We start from the raw sequence: 18648 nt of genomic DNA, 5'->3' as shown, positions 1-18648 counted from the left end.
CGATCCGTACCCGTCCGGCCACTGCGCGGTGGTCGTCAACCTCGGACCGGGAGCGCCGGAGCCGTCCGGTAGGGCCGGGCGGCGATGCGAGTCGTAGAGTCTCGCCGTGACTGAGATCGGTGCGCAGGTCAACTTGTTCCACCCGGCCGCCCGGGTGTGGCACGCGCTGACGGATCGTACGGCGCTCGCCCGGTGGTTCACCGAGGTCGAGCCGGTGGCCGGGGCGGACCAGCGGCTGCTGCTGCACACCGCCGGGCTGCCGGGTTTCGACGCCGCCGTGGACGCCGAGGTGGTCGACCGGCGGGCGCCGGAACTGCTCGCGCTGCGCTGCCAGGAGGCGGGCCGGCGCACCCGGCTGACCTGTGCCGTCGTCCCCACCGCCGAGGGCTGCCGGCTGTCGGTCACCGAGAGTCTGGAGCACGGCAGGTGGCCGGACGACCAGCGCGCCCGCCGCGAGGAGTACTACCAGCAGATCCTCACCGTGCAGTTGCCGGCCATCCTGGACTGGCTCGCCTTCCAGCAGATCGACCTGCGCCGCGGCGACGCCGCGATGACGGCCGAGATGCCGGTGATCGGGGTGCTCGGAGAGGATCCGGCGCCGGCCGACCGCCGCCTTCGTCCGGTGCTGGTCGGGGCGGTGGTCGGTGTCGTGCTGGTCGCCGCCGGGGTGGTGGCCTGGGCCGTGCTGCCGGGCGAGTCGGACGGATCCGCCGGCCCCGACCCGCTGGCGCTGCCGACGGCTGCCACCGCCGCCGCCGAGGGGTCCCGGTCGGCACCCTCCGCGCGCCCCAGCCGCAGCGCCACGCCCGGCGCCGACCGGTCGAGCCGGACCCCCACGGCGAAGCCCACCCGCACGTCCGCCTCGGCCCGGCCGTCGGCGCCCCCGTTGACCGCGCGCTACGAGTCGGTGTCGACCCGGCTGTTCGGCTACACCGGCGAGGTGGTGCTCAACAACCCGGGCGACGCGGCGACCGGCTGGACCCTGGTGCTCACGCTGCCTGAGGGCAGCACGGTCACCAGCGCCAAGAAGGTGGAGTGGCGCCAGGACGGGCAGGTCGTCACCGTCACCGGCCAACCCGTGCCGGCCGGCGGGTCGCAGACGGTCGAGTTCGACGTCCGTGACGCCGGTATCCGCAAGGCGCCCGAGGAGTGCACGGTGAACGGCAACCCCTGCGCCGGCCTCTGACCCCGCCGTCGCGTCGGCCCCACCGCGACACCGCCCACCCCGACCAGGATCGGCCAGCCGACCGACGGCCCGTCCGCCCGGCCCGCCGAAGGGGGTCGGGCGACCCGCACCGAGGGCGGCCACGACCCACGTAGCCGCCGCGGCGGTCCGGCTCAGGCCGGGCTGATGTGTGCCGCGAGGATCCGCCAGCCGCGGTTGTCGTCGTACACCCAGGTGCGGGTGTAGCGCAGCCGGGCCGCGAACGGCTCCCCGCCGAACAACCCCGTCACCCGCCCGACGAAGATGGTCACCCCGGTGGTGCCCTGGACGATGAGGTCCAGCTGCTCCTCGACCAGTTCGTCGACGATCGACGTCCGGCTGCGGTGGGCGGCCAGGTCGTCCCGCTTGCCGTACCGCTGGCCGTCCGGGCCGATGGCGATCAGGTGGTCGTCGAGCAGCTCGTCGAGCGCGGCCACGTCCCCGGCGCGCTGGGCGGCCTGGAGGCGGCGCTCGGCGTCGAGCAACTCGGCTTCGCGTTCGCTGTCCGGCATGGAACTCTCCTGATCAGGCGTGGATGGACGGGTCCGTCGGCGCCACGGTCAGCACCCGGCCCTCCGCGGCGGAGCGGTGGGCCAGCTCGAGCAACGCGACGGTGTCGACCGCGTCGTACGGGTCGACCGGCAGTGGCCTGCCGTCCCGCAGCGCCGCCACCAGCTGCTGGTAGAAGCTCTGGTACCGGCCGGGCTCGGTGGGCACCGGGCGCAGGTCGCCGTCGACGCCGAGCTGGCCGTACCGCTCGGCGGTGACCTCGCCCCAGCCCGGCGTGCCGGGCCGCCCTCCGGCGCGCAGCGCGGCCTCCTGCACGTCGAGCCCGTAACTGGTGTACGCGCCGCGGTCGCCGAGGATCCGCAGGCGCGGTCCGAGCTGCGCGGCCAGCGTGGTCATCCAGAGGTGGGAGCGGACGCCGTCGGTGTGGGTCAGCGCGACGAAGGCGTCGTCGTCGACCTGGGCGCCCGGCCGCCGCCGGTCCACCTCGGCGTAGACGTCGCGGACCGGCCCGAACAGCTGCACCGCCTGGTCGACGAGGTGCGCGCCCAGGTCGTAGAGGGTGCCGCCGGCCTCGTCGGTGGTTGCGCTTTCCCGCCAGCCGGGCTTGATCGCCGGCCGCCAGCGTTCGAAGCGGGACTCGAAGCGGACCACCCGCCCGAGCGCGCCCTCCTCGACCAGCCGGCGGGCGGTCAGGAAGTCGCCGTCCCAGCGCCGGTTCTGGAACACCGTCAGCGGCACTCCGCGGCGGGCCGCCTCGTCGACCAGGTCGCGGGCCTGCGCCGCGGTGGCGGCGAGCGGCTTGTCGACCACCACCGGCAGCCCGGCGGCCAGCGCCGCCCGGGCCAGCGGCACGTGCAGGCGGTTCGGGGTCGCCACCACGACCAGGTCCAGCTCGTCCGGTGAGCGCCACAGCTGGTCGGCGTCGTCGACGATCCGGGCGTCCGGGTGCTCCTCGCGCACCTGCTCGCGTCGCTGCGGGTCGCGGGTCAGCACCGCCGCCAGCCGCAGTCCGGGCGTCGTGGCGATCAGCGGGGCGTGGAACACCCGGCCGGCGATCCCGTAGCCCAGCAGACCCACCCGCAGCAGCGTCTTCCCCGCCATGTCACCCCCGTCGCGTACCGCCGGACCGCCCGGCTCCGATGGCACCGAACTTACGCCCCGCGCGGGCGCCGCTTCACTCCCATGGCGGCATTGCGGGTGGCGGCGGCGCGGGAGAGGGCCGCACGCCGGTCGGCGTACGGCCCTGACGACCTCGCGTGCCGGTCCGCCGCTCGCGGCGTGCCGGCCCTTCCCGGCGTACGGCTCAGGCGCGCGACCACTTCTGGTTGGCGCCGCCGGTGCAGTCCCACAGTTGCAGCTTGCCGCCGTTGGTGGCGACCCAGTCCCGCACGTCGACGCACCGGTTGCTGCTCAGGTTCACCAGGTCGCCGGCGGCGTTGAGGGTGAACCGTTGGGCCGGGTTGCCGTTGCACGTGACGAGGTTGACCTCGGTGCCGTTGGTCGTGCCGGCCCAGGCCGGGTCCATGCACTTGCCCATCGCCCGCACGGTGCCGTCGGCGGCGAAGGTCCACGCCTGCGCCGCGGTGGTGTTGCAGTCCCAGATCTGCAGCTTCGCGCCGTCGACGGGGTTGGCGCCGGGGATGTCGATGCACCGGCCGCTGTGCGCGCCCCGGAGCCGGGTGGTGTCGGACGGCGGCGGGGTGCCGCCCGAGGTGTAGCCGGAGACCCGGACGTAGTCCACCAGCATCTGCTGGGGGAACTGCGTCGAGCCGTCCGGGTAGCCGGGCCAGTTACCGCCGACCGCCACGTTGAGGATCATGAAGAAGGGGTGGTCGAACACCCAGCGGTTGCCGCCGAGCCGGCTCGGGTCGACCCGGTGGTACTCGACGCCGTCCAGGTACCAGATGATCGAGTTCGGCTCCCAGTCCACCCGGTAGGTGTGGAAGGCGTCCGCCAGCGGCTGGCCGATTGTGCGGCTGCCGGTGATCCCGCCGCCACCGGAGTAGCCCGGGCCGTGGATCGTGCCGTAGACGGTGTTCGGCTCCCGGCCGATGTTCTCCATGATGTCGATCTCGCCGGCGGCCGGCCAGCCGACGGTGCCCATGTCGTTGCCGAGCATCCAGAACGCCGGCCAGATGCCCTGCCCGCGCGGGATCTTGATCCGTGCCTCGAACCGCCCGTACGCCTGGGTGAAGGTGGCCGCGGTCAGCAGCCGGGCGGAGGTGTACTCGCACCGGCCGTAGTGGCACTGGTAGTTGGCCGGGTTCTCGCGCCGGGCGGTGATGACCAGGTTGCCCTGGCCGTCGTGCACCGCGTTGCTGGTGCTGTTGGTGTAGTACTGCCGTTCGTTGTTGCCCCAGCCGTGGCCGCCGATGTCGAAGCGCCACTTGCCCTGGTCGACGGGGGTGCCGGCGGGTGCGTTGAACTCGTCCTGCCAGGTGATGCCGCCGATGGCGGCCTCGGCGGTGTCGGAGCGGCTGGGCAGGACGAGGGCGGCGGTGAGGCCGACGATCGCGACCGCGGCGAGGACGAGCGCGCGTGGTCGGCGTAGTGCGGTGGACATGGGTCTCTCCTGTGGACGGGTCGGGGGATCGGGGCGGTGCTCGTGCTCCGGGCACGGGTGGTCGGTGGGGCGGGCGGGCCGTCCCGGGGGGAAGTTCCGCTGCGATCCGGTGGTGGCACACGCCGCTGAGCCCTGCCGGACCGATGAGAGAGCGCTCTCTAGTGATGCTTGTCGATGCTCGTCTCTTTTGTCAAGACTGTTGCCAGTTGGTTGCGTGGGCGGTGCGTGACGGCCGCCGGCGGCTGGCGCGGCAAGCCCGCACGGTTGCCGGCCCGGAGCGGGCGCCGGGCGTAGGCTGGCTGCCGTGGATCAAGAAGACCGGATCGCCCTGTTCCTCGACTACGAGAACCTCGCCCTGGGGGCGCGCGACCATCACGGCACTCCGTTCGACTTCCGCCCGATCGCCGACGCGCTCGCCGAGCGGGGTCGGGTGGTGGTGCGCCGGGCGTACGCGGACTGGTCGTACTTCGACGAGGACCGCCGGATGCTCACCCGGTCCCACGTCGAACTCATCGAGATCCCGCAGCGGATGGGCGCCACCCGGAAGAACGCCGCCGACATCAAGATGGCCGTCGACGCCGTGGAGCTGGCCTTCGAGCGCGACTACATCTCGACGTTCGTCATCTGCACCGGCGACAGCGACTTCACCCCGCTGGTGCACAAGCTGCGCGAACTCAACAAGCAGGTGATCGGCGTCGGGGTCGAGAAGTCCACCTCGGCGCTGCTGCCGCCCGCCTGCGACGAGTTCCTCTACTACGACCGGCTCGAGGGCGTCGACATCCCGACCACCCGGGGCCGGCGCGGGCGGCCGGCCCGGCCCAGCCGGGAGCCGCAGCAGGTGGAGCAGATCGAGCAGGCGGAGCCGGTGGAGCAGGAGCCCGAGGCGCCGCCGGCGGCCGAGGAGCCGGCAGGCGTCGACACGCTCTCCGTCCTGGTGGCCCAGACGGTGGCCGGCCTGCAGGGCAGCTCCGGCGGCGAGGTCACCGCGTCCCGGTTGAAGCGCACCCTGCTGCGCAAGGATCCGACCTTCAGCGAGTCCGACTACGGCTACCGCACCTTCGGGGAACTCCTGCGCCACCTGGCGCAGCACAACGTGGTCGAGCTGGCCGAGGGCCCGGCCAAGGGCGACCCCGAGGTCTCGCTGCCCGAACACGGCGACCGCGAGGTGGCGTTCGGGCTGCTCCACTCCGTCGTGCTCGACCTGGCCGCCGGGGACGGCGCGGTGGCGCTGTCCGGCCTGAAGAACCAGCTCCGCCGGGCCCGGCCCGACTTCAGCGAGAAGAAGCTCGGCTACCGCAGCTTCCTGCAGTTCTGCAAGGCGGCGGCCACCAGCGGTGTCGTCGATCTGCGATGGAGCCCGGAGGCGGACGACTACCTGCTCACCGCCCGGCCCGCCTGACGTCGTCTCGACCCCGCGCCGCACCAGGCCATCGGGGCGCCGGCGGTCCGGCCGGCCGTCGTGGGCCGGCCGGACCACCGGGTGCCTCAGGCCACCACGGACCGGAGCGGCACCCGGGCGTCCCGCAGCGCCCGGACCAGGTCACCGAGGAACGGGTGCTCGTCGGCCTGGCGACCGGCCGGGTTCGGGATCACCAGGTAGGCCGAGCCGTTCGCCTCGGACGCCCGGCTGTCACCGGTGAACCCGGCGACGACCGCCCGGGTGCGGGCCAGGTCGGCGGGCGCCACCTCGATGGTGATCGGCCGCCAGCCGCCGCCGAGATCCGCCGGCACCGGCGCCGCCGCGGCGGCCGCGCGGGCCGGGCCGACGGCGGGCGGCGTCGCGGCGCGGCCGGCCGCGCCGCCGGGCAGCAGCAGCGCGTTGGCCACCAGGTGCAGCCCGTTCTCGTTGTACGCCCGGAACAGCGGGTTGAACGCGAACAGCACCGCCCGGCCGGCCCCGGTCGGCTCGTCGACCAGCGCGACCGTCCCCTTCAGCGCGTCCGCGCCGACGGTGTAGCCGTTGGCCCAGAAGGTGTCGCCGCTCGGGTAGCGCAGCACGTTGGTCCCGGTGGTGCTCGGGGCCAGGATCGGGTCGTTGTTGTTGAACTCGAAGTCCTCCGCCGGCCGGCCCAGCGCGACCGGGCTGTCCCGGTCGACGTCCACCCGCAGGTGTGAGCCGATCACCGTGTAGCCGGTCGGTTTCGGCTGCTCGGTGGTGGAGGTGAGCCCGGCGGCCCGGGCCATCCGGGTGCCCTCGTTGCGCAGCCCGAGGTAGGTGTGGCCCTGCGCGATCCAGTTCCGCAGGTTGGCCTGCCCGGCGGCGGTGAGACCGCCGGTCGGGCTGCTGCCGTCCGGTACCAGCAGCACCGTGCGTCCGGTGAACGCCTCGGTGTTGTCGTTGATGTCGGCCGTGGTGACCGGGGTGAGCTCCAGCCCCCACCGCTTGCCGAGCACGTAGCGGGCCTCGCCGTGCGAGCCGGCGGTGGTGGAGATGCCGGTGCCCTGGAACAGCCCCACGTCCGGCAGGTCGAGCCGGGTGCCCGCGGCCGGTCCGCGCCGCGCGGTCAGGGTCACCCCGAGCGACCTGGCGAGCCGGTCCACCTCGCGGGTCAGGCTGGTCGCCGGCAGCCCGACCACGCCGCTGTCCAGCTCCCGCACCAGCGGTACGCCCCGACCCAGCAGCGCGAAGGTGAACTCCGCGGCGGCGGCGGAGTCCAGCGGGTACGCGTACGAGCCGGTAAGCCTGGCCGGGGCGCCGCGGCCACCGGTGATCTCCCGGACCAGCCGGGCCCGGGGCCGTACGTCGTCGCCGGTGTAGACAGTGGACACGCCCATCAGCAGCGGGTTGCTCCAAGACGACACGTCGTAGAAGTACGGGAACGGAGTGTACGGGTCCTCGCCCATGACCGCCTGGATCCAGTGCTTCTGCGGCTGGTCCATCGGGATCCAGTACGCGCCCTTCGGCACGGTCAGGTTCGTGGCGCTGCGCCCGCCGAAGATCCGCGCGGTCGGCAACCGGGTCGGCCGTTGCACCTCGTACACCTCGACGTCCATCCGCCGCAGCCGCTCGACCAGTTGGCGTACGTCGGCGAGCTGCCGGTCGGGCAGCAGGAAGTACGAGCGGATCCGGATGTCCGGCACCGGGAAGCGCACCGTGTTGGTGGGTTGGACCACCTCGTTCGGCTCCAACGCGCCGGCCCGGCCCTGGGCCAGCGCGTCGGTCCAGATCCGGAAGTAGCCGCTCAGCAGCTCGCGCTTGTGCGCCGCCGCCCAGCCGAGCGTGGACCACTGGGTGTGGAACTGCTGCTGGACCCGGTCGGCCACCGCCGAGGCGCTGCCCTTCTCGAAGGTCATCCCAGCGGCGCCGAAGCCGGCGGCCGGGACAGTGTCGCCGTACCCCATGAAGAACAGGTCGTAGGTGGAGTAGTTGAAGTAGCACTCGGTGGTGACCGCGCCGCCGCAGGCCCCGTTGTAGCCGAAGCCGGCCTTGTTGGCCTCGCCGATCCGGTTGATCCAGTCGACCGCCTCGCCGGCGATCTCGTGGTGGATCGGGTCGGCGTTGGGCGGGAAGAAGTACTGTCGGCCACCCATCTCGTGCGCGTCGATGAACACCTGCGGCGGGTACCGGCGCATCAGCTCCAGCTTGCTGTCGGTCTCCCGTTGGGTCCGGGCGAACCAGTCGCGGTTCAGGTCGAAGCCGAACTCGTTCTGCCGCCGGCTGGCGTCCCGGCCGTCCGGGTTCTGCGTCGGCACGATGACGGTGACCAGGTTGTCGTTGCGTCGGGCGACCTCGCAGGAGAGCCCCGACGCCAGCTCGTAGAGCGTCTTCAGCGCGGCGTCGGCGCCGCTCTTCTCGCCGCCGTGCACGTTCCCGGTGACCCAGACGATGGCCGGGTCGCCGGCCGCGGTCGCGGCGGCCTTCCGCGCCGAAGTGCGGCGCGGGTCCCGCAGGTCGCGGACGTCCTCGGCGATCTTCCGCAGGGTGGCCGGCCGGACGTTCCGCTCGGTGGACACCACCGCGTACGGCAGCGGCTGGCCCAGCACGCTGGTGCCCAGGACGCCGGTGACGACCCGGTCGGAGGCGGCGTCGACGGCGCCGAGGTACCGGCGGATCTCGTCGGTGCTGACCACCCGTTCCTGGCCGAGGCCGAGGGGGAAGCCGAGGGCCTGTTCCGGGCTGGGCACGGCGGCCAGCCGGGCGTTCGGGTCGTTGCTGCAGGGGGCGGGTCGCGGGGTGGCCGCGGCCGGCGCGCCGCCCAGCAGGGGCGTCATGCCGAGCACGAGCGCGACCGCCGTGGCGCTCGCCAACCGTCGTGATGGAACCGTCCGGACCGGACGCGTCGCTGGGGCCATGGCGTGTTTCCCTTCCCGGGAACCGGCTCACATTGATCGAAGCCTATGGCCTGCGATTTTGGCCGGTCAAGATCCCGCGCGCGGTCCACCGCTGTCGCGGGCGAGGGGCCGGTGAGCGGGGCCGCGGGGACGTCGGGTGCCACCTAGACTCCGGCTGTTCCGCAGCTCGACGGAGGGGAATGACGTGCGTCGCTGGACGGCCGCGCTGGCCATGACCGTGCTGCTCGCCGGTTGCGGCGGCGGTGAACAGACCGAGACCCTGGCCCAGCAGCCGGCCTGGCAGGGCGGCGCGTCGGCCGGCCCCACCACGCCGGCCGCGTTGACCCCCGAGGAGGCGAAGCGCCGCTACCTGGCGATCGTCGAGCCGTACAACACCGCGCTGGAGAAGCTCGAGACGGCGGCCAACGCGGGGAAACCGTGGCGGACGGTGCGGAAGTTGGCCGCCGAGGTGGCCCGGACGAACGCCGAGCACGCGGTGGCGCTGCGCGAGACGACCTGGCCGGCGAAGGCCCGGGCACCGATGGCCGCTTTGTTGGCCGAGAACGACATCGCACTGCGGCACTGGCGCCGCGCCGGGGAGGCGGCCGACGCCGAGGCGCTCATGCGGGAGATCCGGGCGGCGGCGGCGCACAGCGGCGCCGAGGAGGCCGGCAAGGTCCGGGCCGCGCTCGGCCTGCCCGCGTACCGGGAGGGCTGAGCGCGTTCTGGCGGACCGTCTGTTGTGGTGCCCTCACGTTCCTGGTAGACCTGCTGGTGGATCTGCTCCACGCCGCCCCGACCGGAGGAGCCGTCATGAGTGATCCGAGCACCGCGTCGGTCGCGTCCGCGCCCCTTTCCGAGCAGCCGAGCCAGAGCGGCGCCCCGGTCGACCCGGGGCTTCCGGGCGGCGCCCGGGCCGACAAGCCGCGGGGTCTGCTCGGCGACGCCTGGCAGGATCTGCGCCGTAAGCCGCTGTTCTGGATCTCGGCCACGTTCATCGTGCTGTTCCTGGTGATGGCGGCGTTCCCGTCGCTGTTCACCAACGGCGACCCGGTCAACGGCTCGCTGTCGAACAGCCGGGTGGAGCCGGGGGCCAACGGCTGGTTCGGCTACGACGTGCAGGGCCGTGACGTGTTCGCCCGGGTGATCTACGGCGCCCGCGCCTCGATCGTGGTGGCGGTGCTCTCGGTGGCCGGCACGCTGCTGATCGGCGGCACGATGGGCATCATCGCCGGCTACCGCGGTGGCTGGGTGGACGGCCTGCTGTCCCGGATCGCCGACGTCTTTTTCGGCCTGCCGTTCATCCTCGGCGCGATCGTCATCCTGACCACGTTCAACGGCTCCGGGTCCGACAACAGCACCGCCGAGATCATGGGTCTGGTCATGTTGTCGTTGACCATCCTCATGTGGCCGGTGGTGATGCGGCTGATGCGCTCCTCGGTGCTGGCCACCAAGGAGGCGGACTACATCGTGGCCGCGCGGGCGCTGGGTGCCGGCACCGGCCGGATCATCCTGAAGCACCTGCTGCCGAACTGCCTGGCGCCGCTGCTGGTGTACGGCACGATCATGGTGGGTTCGTTCATCGGCGCCGAGGCGACGCTGTCGTTCCTGGGCGTCGGCCTGAAGACTCCGGTGGTGTCCTGGGGCATCATGATCAGTGAGGCGCAGAACTACATCCGTGTCTCGCCGTTCCTGCTGTTCTTCCCCGCCGCGTTCCTCGTCACCGCCGTGCTGAGCTTCGTGATGCTCGGCGAGGCGGTCCGCGAGGCCCTCGACCCCAAGCTCCGCTGAGGCGGCTTGTCAGCCGCGGCGGGTCTCCCCGTCGTACCGGGCCGCCGAGTCGGTGAGGTCCCAGAACTCCGCCGGCAGGTGGGTGATGACGTCGTCGTACTCGCCCGGTGGGATGGCCTCGCGGAGGGTGTCGAACACCGCGCGCATGCCCGCCTTCGCCAGGTCGCTGTCCACCTCCGCCCGGCCGCTGACCTGCTGCACGAAGACGTCCAGCCCGAACCGCTGGGCCTTGTCCCGAGGTGCGAACGCGTACGCCCGTAGCCCTTCCGGGAGCCGGGCGGACAGGTCCCGCGCCTCGCCCCCGTCGATCCGCTCGGCGAGGGTCGTGAGCGTGGCGCGGGTGATGGCAGTCGCCTGCTCGGGTGAGGTGCGCAAGCGTTGCGCCACCGAGTCGATGAACTCGCTGTTCTCCACCTGCCGGGCCTTTCTCTGCGTGGACAGCGGCGTCTACCCGCGTGCCCGCCCGGCAAACAGCCGCGCCCGTACGCCTCGCCCCGGATCGGCCGGCCACCGGCCGGTCGGGACGCTACTCCGGGGCGACCGGCGATCCGGCTGCCGCGAGGTAGCGGGCGGCCAGCTCGCGCAGCGCCTCGCGGAGCTCGGGCGGTTCCAGCACGGTGAACGGCACCTCGAACTTGGCCAGGTAGGTGGCCAGGTCGGTGAGCGAGTCGGTGCCGGTGACCAGCTCGCACGTCCCGTCGTCGAGCGGGACGACCTGCCCCGAGGTGGTGGTGCTGCGTTCGGCCACCACCGCGGCCGGCGCGTGCATCCGGATTCGCGCCCGGTACCTCCAGACCTCCGAGCGGACACCACGCAGCACATGCGCGGCGGCGTCGCCACCGGGCGGCTCGCGCGGCACGAACCGCGGCCCGGCCGGCGGCAACGGCCGCACCCGGTCGGCCCGGAAGGTACGCCAGTCCCGCCGGTCGGTGTCCCAGGCCAGCAGGTACCAGCGCCGGCCGGTGTAGACGAGGGTGTGCGGCTCGACGTCGCGCTCGGTGCCCTGCCCGTCGTGGCCCACGTAGCGGAACCGGAGCCGTTCGTGGTTGTGCGCGGCCGCCGCGATCGTGGTCAGCGTGTCGGCGTCGACCGTCGGCCCGCCGCCGGCCGCCGACACCGTCGTCCCGCGCAGGGCGTCGACCCGCGGTCGCAGCCGGGCCGGCAGCGTCCGCTCCAGCTTGGTCAGCGCCCGCAGTGACACGTCCGCCATGCCGGTGACCGTGCCCGCCGCCGCGGCGCGCAGCCCCACCGCGACCGCGACCGCCTCGTCGTCGTCGAGCAGCAGCGGCGGCAGCGCGTTGCCCGCGCCCAGCCGGTAGCCGCCGGCCGGGCCGGTGGTCGAGTCCACCTGGTAGCCGAGCTGCCGCAGCCGGTCGACGTCGTTGCGCACCGTGCGGGTGGTGACCCGCAGCCGGTGCGCCAGCTCCGCACCGGACCAGTCCCGCCGCTGCTGCAACAACGAGAGCAGCCGCAGCAGTCGGGCCGAGGTTTCCAACATTCCCCGATTCTGCATCAGATCGAGGAACCAAACCTTCCTCAACACCTCCTAGCGTGAGGGTCATGACGAAGACACCGACGTTGCGAGGCATGGCCACCGTCAGCTACTGGGCCGCGGACTGGCCGGCTGCCAAGGCCTGGTACAGCGAACTGGTCGGCTTCGAGCCGTACTTCCTGCGGGACGGCTACGCGGAATGGCGCCTCGGCGACCACCAGGACGAGTTGGGCCTGATCGACAGCCGCCACCGGCCGCCGGGCGCGGCCGCCGGACCCGGCGGGGTGGTCCTCTACTGGCACGTCGACGACGTGCCCGGCATGGTCGCGCGGCTGCTCGCCATGGGCGCCACCGAGCACGAGCCGCCGCAGGACCGGGGCACGGGCTTCGTCACCGCCACCGTGGTCGACCCGTTCGGCAACCTGCTCGGCGTCATGTACAACCCGCACTACGTCGAGATCGTCGACGGGAAGGAGTGACCCTCGTGGACGACGTGGAGATCCTCCGCTGCGCCGACGCCGACGAGTGGGACCGGTGGCTCGCCGCGCACGGCGCCACCCGACCCGACGTCTGGCTCGCCATCGCCCGCAAGGGCGCCGGCGCGGCCACCGTGACCGCGACCGAGGCCGGGGACGTGGCCATCTGCCACGGCTGGATCGACAGCCACCGCCGCCGCCTGGACGCCACGCACTTCCTCCAGCGCTACTCGCCGCGCCGGCCGGGCAGCCCCTGGTCCCGGGTCAACGTCGAGCGGGTCGCCGCGCTGGAAGCGGCCGGTCGGCTGCGCCCCGCCGGCCGGGCCCAGGTCGAGGCCGCACAGGCCGACGGCCGTTGGGCGGCGGCGTACGCGCCGCAGCGCACCGCCGCCGTACCCGACGACCTCGCCGCGGCGCTCGCGGCGAACGACCGCGCCCGCGCGGCCTACCAGGCGCTCGGCCGCAGCGACCGGTACGCGGTGTTCCTGCCGCTGCTCAAGGCGCGCACCCCGGCGGCGCGGGCCGGGGCGCTGCGGCGGGCCCTCGCCGGCCTGGAAGCCGCGGGCGGGCCGCCGCGGTGACCGCCGGCCGGCCGCCGGTGGGTCCGGCAGGACCCACCGGCGGCCGTCACGGCCTGCGCCACATCGGGTACGCGGTGGTGCCGTCGGGCAGCGTGAACGACCCGTGGGCGACGTAGCCGTGCCGGGCGTACAGGTCCCGTTCGGCGGGCGTCGTCGCCTCGGTGTACGAGGGCAGCAGGCTGGCGTCCATCCGGGCGTGACTGGTGGCGAGCAGCGTGCCGGACTGGTCGCCGCGCCGCGGCTCGGGTACGGCCGCGAAGAACGCCAGGTGGTTGTGCGGCCCGGTGGGCCGCCGGGCGGCGAGCACCTCGTCGAGGCGCAGGAACCGGTCGAGGTAGTCGCCGCAGGCGACCGCGAGCCGCTCGCCGTACCCGGGCGGCGGCGGGATCGGGCCGTACCGGTGGAACCAGACGGCGGTGGCCGTCCGGTCGCTGGCCAGGTACGCCTCGCCGAACAGCAGTGCGTGCTCCGTCCAGATTTGGGTGACGGCGCCGAGTACCCGACGCCGGCGGTGGACGTCGGGCACGAGCCAGGCACCGGTGCCGGTGCGGGCCAGTGCCCCGGCGACCAGGTCGACGATGTCGGCGATGTCGCACCAGCGTGCGCGTCCGATCGGCAGGGTCTTCTTCACGAGCTCTCCTTCCCAGGTGCGCGGGGGCTGAGCCCGCGCGACGGAGTTGCGGTGGAGCAGGTCTCTCGGGTCGGGCACGGGCCGGAGCCTCGGCGCCCGGTTCGCGGTGCCGCGGCCGTCCGAGCCGCAGATGGCCCGCCGGGCCTAGCTGTCGGGGCGGGGCCGATCGGACCGACCGGCCCGTCTGGGCGGGCGTCGGGACGGCTCCCCCTGTGTTGCGCGGGGGGCCGGACAGCGACGATCGCCGGGTGGCTGGGTGCCCGGCACGAGTACCGATCGCCCTGGCGGAGCCGTCGCGGCCCGACCGGTGGCCGTCAGGCCGGTCTGGTGTCCGGCCGGCTCGCCCGGTGGCTCAGCTCGTCACTCCGGGCCGGGTGACCGCCCAGCGGCCACAGCTCGGGGTGCCAGGCCCAGGGCAGGGCACCCTCGGCGGCGCCGGACGGGCCGCCCGCGGTGGCCGAACCGGCCGTGCTGCCGCAGCCGCCGGGCGTCCCCGGGGCGGCGTGGCCGGGATCGCCCTCCGGACGGTGCCGGCCCGGGTCGGCGTCGCCGTCGGCCGGCTGGTCACCAGCCGACGGCCGGGAGATCGAGGCGTGCCATCGCGTGTCCGGGGCGACCAGTGCCGTGGCGTGGGTGGTGCCGGCCGGCGCGCTGGTGGCCGGAGGCGGTGCGGTCAGCGGTGACCGGACGCCGGCGCCGCTGCCGGGTGGAGTTCGGGGACCGGCGGGCGCGCCGGGGGCGGGTTGGGCCACGTCGAGCACCGGGGCGAGCACATCCACCACCGGAGCGGCCAGGTCCAGCACCGGTTCGAGGGCTCCCACAACCGGCTTCGCCAGGTCGAGCACCGGATCGAGCACCTGCCCGATCGGGCTGGCCGGGCCGAGGGCTGGTCCCAGTCCCTTCAGGATCGGCTTCGCGGGGCCGAGCGCCGGCGCCGGTGACTGCGGGATCGGCTTCGCCGGGCCGGGTGCCGGAGTCGGCGCGTCCGGTGCCGGATTGGCGGGCGGGGGTGCCGGGGGTGCCGCGGGTTGCCGGGTCGGCGGGCGGGAGGCGCTCGCCGGGCTGCCCGGACCCGCCGTGGCCGGCGCCCGCTCGTCAGGCTTCCCGGCGTCTCGGCGCGGGGGCACGGCCGCCTCGTCGGCCGGCGGCACGTCCCGGGCCGGCGCCGGCGGTGCGCCCGCCGCCCGCTGGTCGCCGGGGGGCGCCGGGGCGGCCGGGAGGAGGACACCCGCCGACGGCTGGCCATTGCCGGAGTGCCGCGTTCCGTCAGCCGCCTCGTCGCCGTTCGGCACGGCGGACGGAGCGCAGGAGAGCGGAGCGCCGAGCAACCTCCCCACGCCGTCGACCAGCTCGCCGAGCAGGCACTGCCCGCTGGCACCGGCGGCGTACGCGGGCTCGTCGGCGACCGCGCCGTACGCGCTCCAGGCGCCGAAGGCGCCCCCGACCAGCAGCAGCCCACGCAGCATCGTCCGAGCCAGCCGGCCGCGACGCCGCACCACGCGCACCTCCGGGGGTCCTCTTCCGGGCAGCTCCTTCCGGGCAGCTTCGATTGTGCCGAATGGTGACCGGGGGCACACGGTCCGACACACGACAAATCGACATCGGCCGAAGGAACGCGGGCCGGCCGAGCGCGGCCACGCCGACACCGCGGTCCGCCCACCGGGCGCGGCGGCCGAGCTGCGGACCGCCGGACTGACCGGGGCGCTGGTCGCCGCCGTCACTCCGGGCAGCGCCGCCGAGAAGCCGGGCAGCGCCGCCGAGAAGGCCGCGTTCAGCCCAGCGGGTTCGCGGTGGGAAGCGGCAGCCCGGGCAGCGACGGGAGCAGCGGCGGCAGCCCTCCGCTGGGCAGCAGGGTGGGCAGCGACGGCAACGGGAGGATCCCGGGCAGGCCCGGCTCCCCGGCGGCCGACGGTGACGGCGGTGGCGGCGAGCCGACCGGGCCGGGCTCGGCCGGTGGGGCGGACCCGCCACCGGCGGTGGATTCGGGCGTCGGGCCCGCGGTGGCGGGTGCGGATGGCGGCGACAGCGCGGCGAGCAGGTCGCGGTGCAGGGCGTCGAGTTCCGCGCGCAGCCGGGTGGCCAGCGTCGGGTCGTCGATCCCGGCGAGGTCGTCGCGTCCCTGCTCGATGAGCTGAGCGGCCTCCGTCAGCCGGCCGGTCGACAGTGCGGCCCGGGCGCGGTCGATGGTGTCCTCGACGGTGCGTACCTGAGCCTGCTGCGGGTGGAGCACCTTCGTCAGCGACCAGAGCGGGCTGCTCGGCCCGGCGTTGCGGCTGCCGACGCCGAGCGCGGTCGCGACGGCCACCAGGACGACCACCGCTGCCGCGAGGCGCAGCACGCGCTGCCCGAACGTCGCCGACCGGGGCGTGGGCGTCGCGGCCGGTGGCTGCACGGCGGGTCGGAGGACCGGCTCGTCGTCGCTGTCGAGATCGGCCCGCCAGGCGGCGAGCAGCGCGGCCACGTCGTCACCGGCCGGCGCCGGCTCGCCCCGGCCGAGCGTGTCGAGCAGCTGGTCGTCCCGGGCGATGGTCGCCAGGTCCAGCTCGTCGCCCCCCTGGGGCCGCTGCTCGGTCACGCCGCCACCTCGTCGAGTGTGTCGCCTGCCAGGGTACGGAGGCGGGCCAGGGCGCGGGACTGGGCCACCCGCACCGCGGCGGCGGACATGCCGACGATCGCCCCGACCTCCTCGGCGGAGAGGCCGACCGCCACCCGGAGCAGGACGATCTCCCGCTGCGCGTCCGGCAGGCGGTCGAGCAGCGCCGACAGGCGGCGGGCGAGGTCGGTGGCGACCGCCTGCTGCTCCGGCCCGGGCTCCGCGTCCGGGGTGTCGAGCGGGGCGTCGGCGGTAGCGGTGACGGCGGCGGCCCGCGCCGCGGCGCGCTGCGCGTCGGCCACCTTGTGCCCGGCGATGGCGTAGACGAACGCCGAGAACGGAGTGCCCTGCTCGCGGTAGCGGGGCAGCGCCCGCAGCACGGCGAGACAGATCTCCTGCGCGACGTCGTCCGCCGTGGTGTACGCCCCGCCGATCCGCCCCAACCGGGCCCGGCAGTACCGCACCAGCCCCGGGCGCACGTCGGTGAGCAGGGCCGCCATGGCCCTGGAATCGCCCTCTGCGGCCCGCCGGATGAGTTCGGGCTCGATCGTTGTGGTCATCGCGTCGCGGAGCACCTTCGTTACCGGCCGGTTAACGCGCACGCTATCGAGCCGACCGGCATTTGCCTAGCTCACCGCGAGTAGCCCTGGCGTACCGCAAAGAAATCGCGAGAAATCTGTTGCACCGCGCCGTGCCGCAGCGATGTCCGAAGTAGCAGCACCGAGGGAAGGGGACCGCGTGGGCGTCGAGGTGGCCGTGCAGGGGCTGACCAAGTCCTTCGGCGGGCAGCCGGTCTGGTCGGACGTCAGCCTGACGCTGCCGGCCGGCGAGATCTCGGTGCTGCTGGGCCCGTCGGGCACCGGCAAGTCGGTGTTCCTCAAGACCCTGGTGGGGCTGCTCCGGCCCGACCGCGGCGACATCTGGATCGCCGGCCACAACCTGCCCCGGCTCTCCGAGCGCGCGTTGTACGAGGTCCGCAAGCTGTTCGGCGTGCTGTTCCAGGACGGCGCGCTGTTCGGCTCGATGACCATCTACGACAACGTGGCCTTCCCGCTGCGCGAGCACACCCGCAAGAGCGAGGCGCAGATCCGGGCGGTGGTCGGCGAGAAGCTGGAGATGGTCGGCCTGACCGGCGCCGAGCGGAAGCTGCCCGGGGAGATTTCCGGCGGGATGCGCAAGCGGGCCGGGCTGGCCCGCGCGCTCGTGCTGGACCCGCAGATCATCCTCTTCGACGAGCCGGACTCCGGGCTCGACCCGGTGCGCACCGCCTACCTCAACCAGCTGATCATCGACCTCAACCAGCGCACCGAGGCGACGTTCCTGATCGTCACCCACGACATCAACACCGCCCGCACCGTGCCGGACAACATCGGGCTGATCTACCACGGGCACCTGGCCATGTTCGGGCCCCGGGAGATGCTGCTGTCCAGCACCGAACCGGTGGTCCGGCAGTTCCTCAACGCCCAGCGGATCGGGCCGATCGGGATGGCCGAGGAGAAGGACGCCGAGGAGCTGCGGGCCGAGGCCCAGGCCGGCGCTGAGCTGCCGCCGCTGCCGCCCATCCCGACCCAGTTGCAGCCCTCCGACGGCCGGCCCCGACGGGCCGAGCGCCCACCTGGCGCGTGGTGCCGCGAGCACGGCGTCACCCCGCCGCCGGGCTCCTTCGCCGACCGGCCGGCCGCCGACCGCCCGACGGTGGAACTCCCGGTCGGCGCCCGGCACGAGGAGCTGGCCGAATGACCGAACGCGAGGCGCGAACCCGGCTCAGCGTCCCGCTGGCCGCCGTCCGCCGTTCCGGCGACTTCTTCGGCTTCTGCCTCGACACGCTGCGGGCGCTGCCCCGCCGGCCGGTGCAGGTGCGCGAGTTCGTCCAGCAGGCCTGGTTCATCAGCTCGGTGTCGATCCTGCCGGCCGCGCTCGTCTCGATCCCGTTCGGCGCGGTCATCGCGCTGCAACTCGGCTCGCTGGTGCGGCAGCTCGGGGCGCAGTCGTTCACCGGCGCCGCCTCGGTGCTCGCCGTGGTCCGCGAGGCCGGGCCGATCGTCACCGCGCTGGTCATCGCCGGCGCCGGCGGCTCGGCGATCTGCGCCGACCTCGGCTCCCGCAAGATCCGCGAGGAACTCGATGCGATGCGGGTGCTGGGCATCGACCCGATCCACCGGCTCGTGGTACCCCGGGTGCTCGCCGCGATGCTGGTCGCCGTCCTGCTCAACGGCGTGGTCAGCGTCGTCGGCGTCACCGGCGGCTACCTGTTCAACGTGGTCATGCAGGGCGGCACGCCCGGCGCGTACCTGGCCAGCTTCCAGGCCCTCGGGCAGCTGCCCGACCTGCTGGTGGGCGAGGTCAAGGCGCTGCTGTTCGGCGCCACCGCCGCCCTGGTCGCCTCCTACCAGGGAATGAACGCGCGAGGCGGCCCGAAGGGCGTGGGCGACGCGGTCAACCAGAGCGTCGTGTTCACGTTCATGCTGCTGTTCGCGCTGAACTTCCTCGTCACGGCCGTGTACTTCCAGGTCGTACCGCAGAAGGGAAGCTGAC

18 protein-coding genes are annotated in these 18648 nt (G+C 74.1%); 8 read left to right on the top strand and 10 right to left on the bottom strand.

The genetic code is table 11. The features are described from left to right. The first annotated feature begins 106 nt into the window (after positions 1–106). Complete coding sequence (locus FHX32_RS16715) at positions 107–1186, top strand: cellulose binding domain-containing protein (RefSeq protein WP_167183662.1); 1080 nt, start codon at positions 107–109, stop codon at positions 1184–1186. A 152-nt stretch (positions 1187–1338) separates the two neighbouring features. Here FHX32_RS16715 and FHX32_RS16710 read toward each other — a convergent pair whose 3' ends face one another. The 3 genes from FHX32_RS16710 to FHX32_RS16700 form a co-directional block, all read right to left on the bottom strand. Beyond that, positions 1339–1716: a nuclear transport factor 2 family protein gene (locus tag FHX32_RS16710; RefSeq protein WP_167183660.1), complete on the bottom strand. Its 378-nt coding sequence runs from the start codon at positions 1714–1716 to the stop codon at positions 1339–1341. Positions 1717–1729: 13 nt separating this feature from the next. After that, positions 1730–2815, bottom strand: a complete 1086-nt coding sequence (locus FHX32_RS16705; RefSeq protein WP_167183658.1) for a Gfo/Idh/MocA family protein — start codon at positions 2813–2815, stop codon at positions 1730–1732. A gap of 202 nt (positions 2816–3017) precedes the next feature. Further along, positions 3018–4277, bottom strand: a complete 1260-nt coding sequence (locus FHX32_RS16700; RefSeq protein WP_167183656.1) for a family 16 glycosylhydrolase — start codon at positions 4275–4277, stop codon at positions 3018–3020. 304 nt (positions 4278–4581) lie between these two features. On the opposite strand from FHX32_RS16700, the gene FHX32_RS16695 reads away from it, so the two are divergent. Further along, the gene (locus FHX32_RS16695; RefSeq protein WP_167183654.1) at positions 4582–5676 is read left to right on the top strand and encodes an NYN domain-containing protein; all 1095 of its coding nucleotides are present in this window, start codon (positions 4582–4584) and stop codon (positions 5674–5676) included. An 86-nt stretch (positions 5677–5762) separates the two neighbouring features. On the opposite strand, the gene FHX32_RS16690 is transcribed toward FHX32_RS16695, so the two are convergent. Beyond that, positions 5763–8525 carry a M14 family zinc carboxypeptidase gene (locus tag FHX32_RS16690; protein ID WP_486481137.1) on the bottom strand — a complete coding sequence of 921 codons (2763 nt, stop codon included), beginning with the start codon at positions 8523–8525 and terminating at the stop codon, positions 5763–5765. A gap of 229 nt (positions 8526–8754) precedes the next feature. Here FHX32_RS16690 and FHX32_RS16685 point away from each other — a divergent pair, with 229 nt between their 5' ends. Beyond that, positions 8755–9267: a hypothetical protein gene (locus FHX32_RS16685; RefSeq protein WP_167183650.1), complete on the top strand. Its 513-nt coding sequence runs from the start codon at positions 8755–8757 to the stop codon at positions 9265–9267. A 95-nt stretch (positions 9268–9362) separates the two neighbouring features. Next, a complete protein-coding gene (locus FHX32_RS16680; RefSeq protein WP_167183648.1) occupies positions 9363–10340 on the top strand; it encodes an ABC transporter permease in 978 nt (325 codons plus the stop codon). A 9-nt stretch (positions 10341–10349) separates the two neighbouring features. Here FHX32_RS16680 and FHX32_RS16675 read toward each other — a convergent pair whose 3' ends face one another. Together FHX32_RS16675 and FHX32_RS16670 are read right to left on the bottom strand one after the other, a co-directional pair. Continuing rightward, the gene (locus FHX32_RS16675) at positions 10350–10754 is read right to left on the bottom strand and encodes a DUF2267 domain-containing protein (protein WP_167183645.1); all 405 of its coding nucleotides are present in this window, start codon (positions 10752–10754) and stop codon (positions 10350–10352) included. A gap of 112 nt (positions 10755–10866) precedes the next feature. Next, entirely contained in the window at positions 10867–11838 is a 972-nt protein-coding gene (locus FHX32_RS16670) for a helix-turn-helix transcriptional regulator (RefSeq protein WP_167183642.1), read from the bottom strand. 62 nt (positions 11839–11900) lie between these two features. Here FHX32_RS16670 and FHX32_RS16665 point away from each other — a divergent pair, with 62 nt between their 5' ends. Together FHX32_RS16665 and FHX32_RS16660 are read left to right on the top strand one after the other, a co-directional pair. Beyond that, entirely contained in the window at positions 11901–12311 is a 411-nt protein-coding gene (locus tag FHX32_RS16665; RefSeq protein ID WP_167183639.1) for a VOC family protein, read from the top strand. A 5-nt stretch (positions 12312–12316) separates the two neighbouring features. Continuing rightward, positions 12317–12889, top strand: a complete 573-nt coding sequence (locus FHX32_RS16660; RefSeq protein ID WP_167183636.1) for a YdeI/OmpD-associated family protein — start codon at positions 12317–12319, stop codon at positions 12887–12889. A 46-nt stretch (positions 12890–12935) separates the two neighbouring features. On the opposite strand, the gene FHX32_RS16655 is transcribed toward FHX32_RS16660, so the two are convergent. The 4 genes from FHX32_RS16655 to shbA all read right to left on the bottom strand — a co-directional run bounded on the left by FHX32_RS16655 (position 12936) and on the right by shbA (position 16673). Beyond that, entirely contained in the window at positions 12936–13520 is a 585-nt protein-coding gene (locus FHX32_RS16655; protein ID WP_167183632.1) for a hypothetical protein, read from the bottom strand. Positions 13521–13834: 314 nt separating this feature from the next. Further along, positions 13835–15016 (bottom strand): hypothetical protein, encoded by a 1182-nt coding sequence (locus FHX32_RS16650; protein WP_167183630.1) that lies wholly within the window; start codon positions 15014–15016, stop codon positions 13835–13837. Between the two features lie 275 nt (positions 15017–15291). Then, complete coding sequence (locus tag FHX32_RS16645; protein WP_167183627.1) at positions 15292–16095, bottom strand: anti-sigma-D factor RsdA; 804 nt, start codon at positions 16093–16095, stop codon at positions 15292–15294. Further along, positions 16092–16673, bottom strand: coding sequence for an RNA polymerase sigma factor ShbA (gene shbA, locus FHX32_RS16640; protein WP_167183624.1), 582 nt, complete (start codon positions 16671–16673; stop codon positions 16092–16094). The genes FHX32_RS16645 and shbA overlap by 4 nt, the downstream gene beginning before the upstream one ends. Before the next feature lie 178 nt (positions 16674–16851). Here shbA and FHX32_RS16635 point away from each other — a divergent pair, with 178 nt between their 5' ends. Further along, positions 16852–17853 carry an ABC transporter ATP-binding protein gene (locus tag FHX32_RS16635; RefSeq protein WP_167183621.1) on the top strand — a complete coding sequence of 334 codons (1002 nt, stop codon included), beginning with the start codon at positions 16852–16854 and terminating at the stop codon, positions 17851–17853. Next, positions 17850–18647, top strand: coding sequence for an MlaE family ABC transporter permease (locus tag FHX32_RS16630; protein ID WP_167183618.1), 798 nt, complete (start codon positions 17850–17852; stop codon positions 18645–18647). Before FHX32_RS16635 ends, FHX32_RS16630 begins: the two co-directional genes overlap by 4 nt. Position 18648: the final 1 nt, after the last annotated feature.

It is taken from the genome of Micromonospora sp. CNZ280, from assembly GCF_011759515.1.
This window is presented reverse-complemented; position numbering and strand designations above follow the sequence as displayed.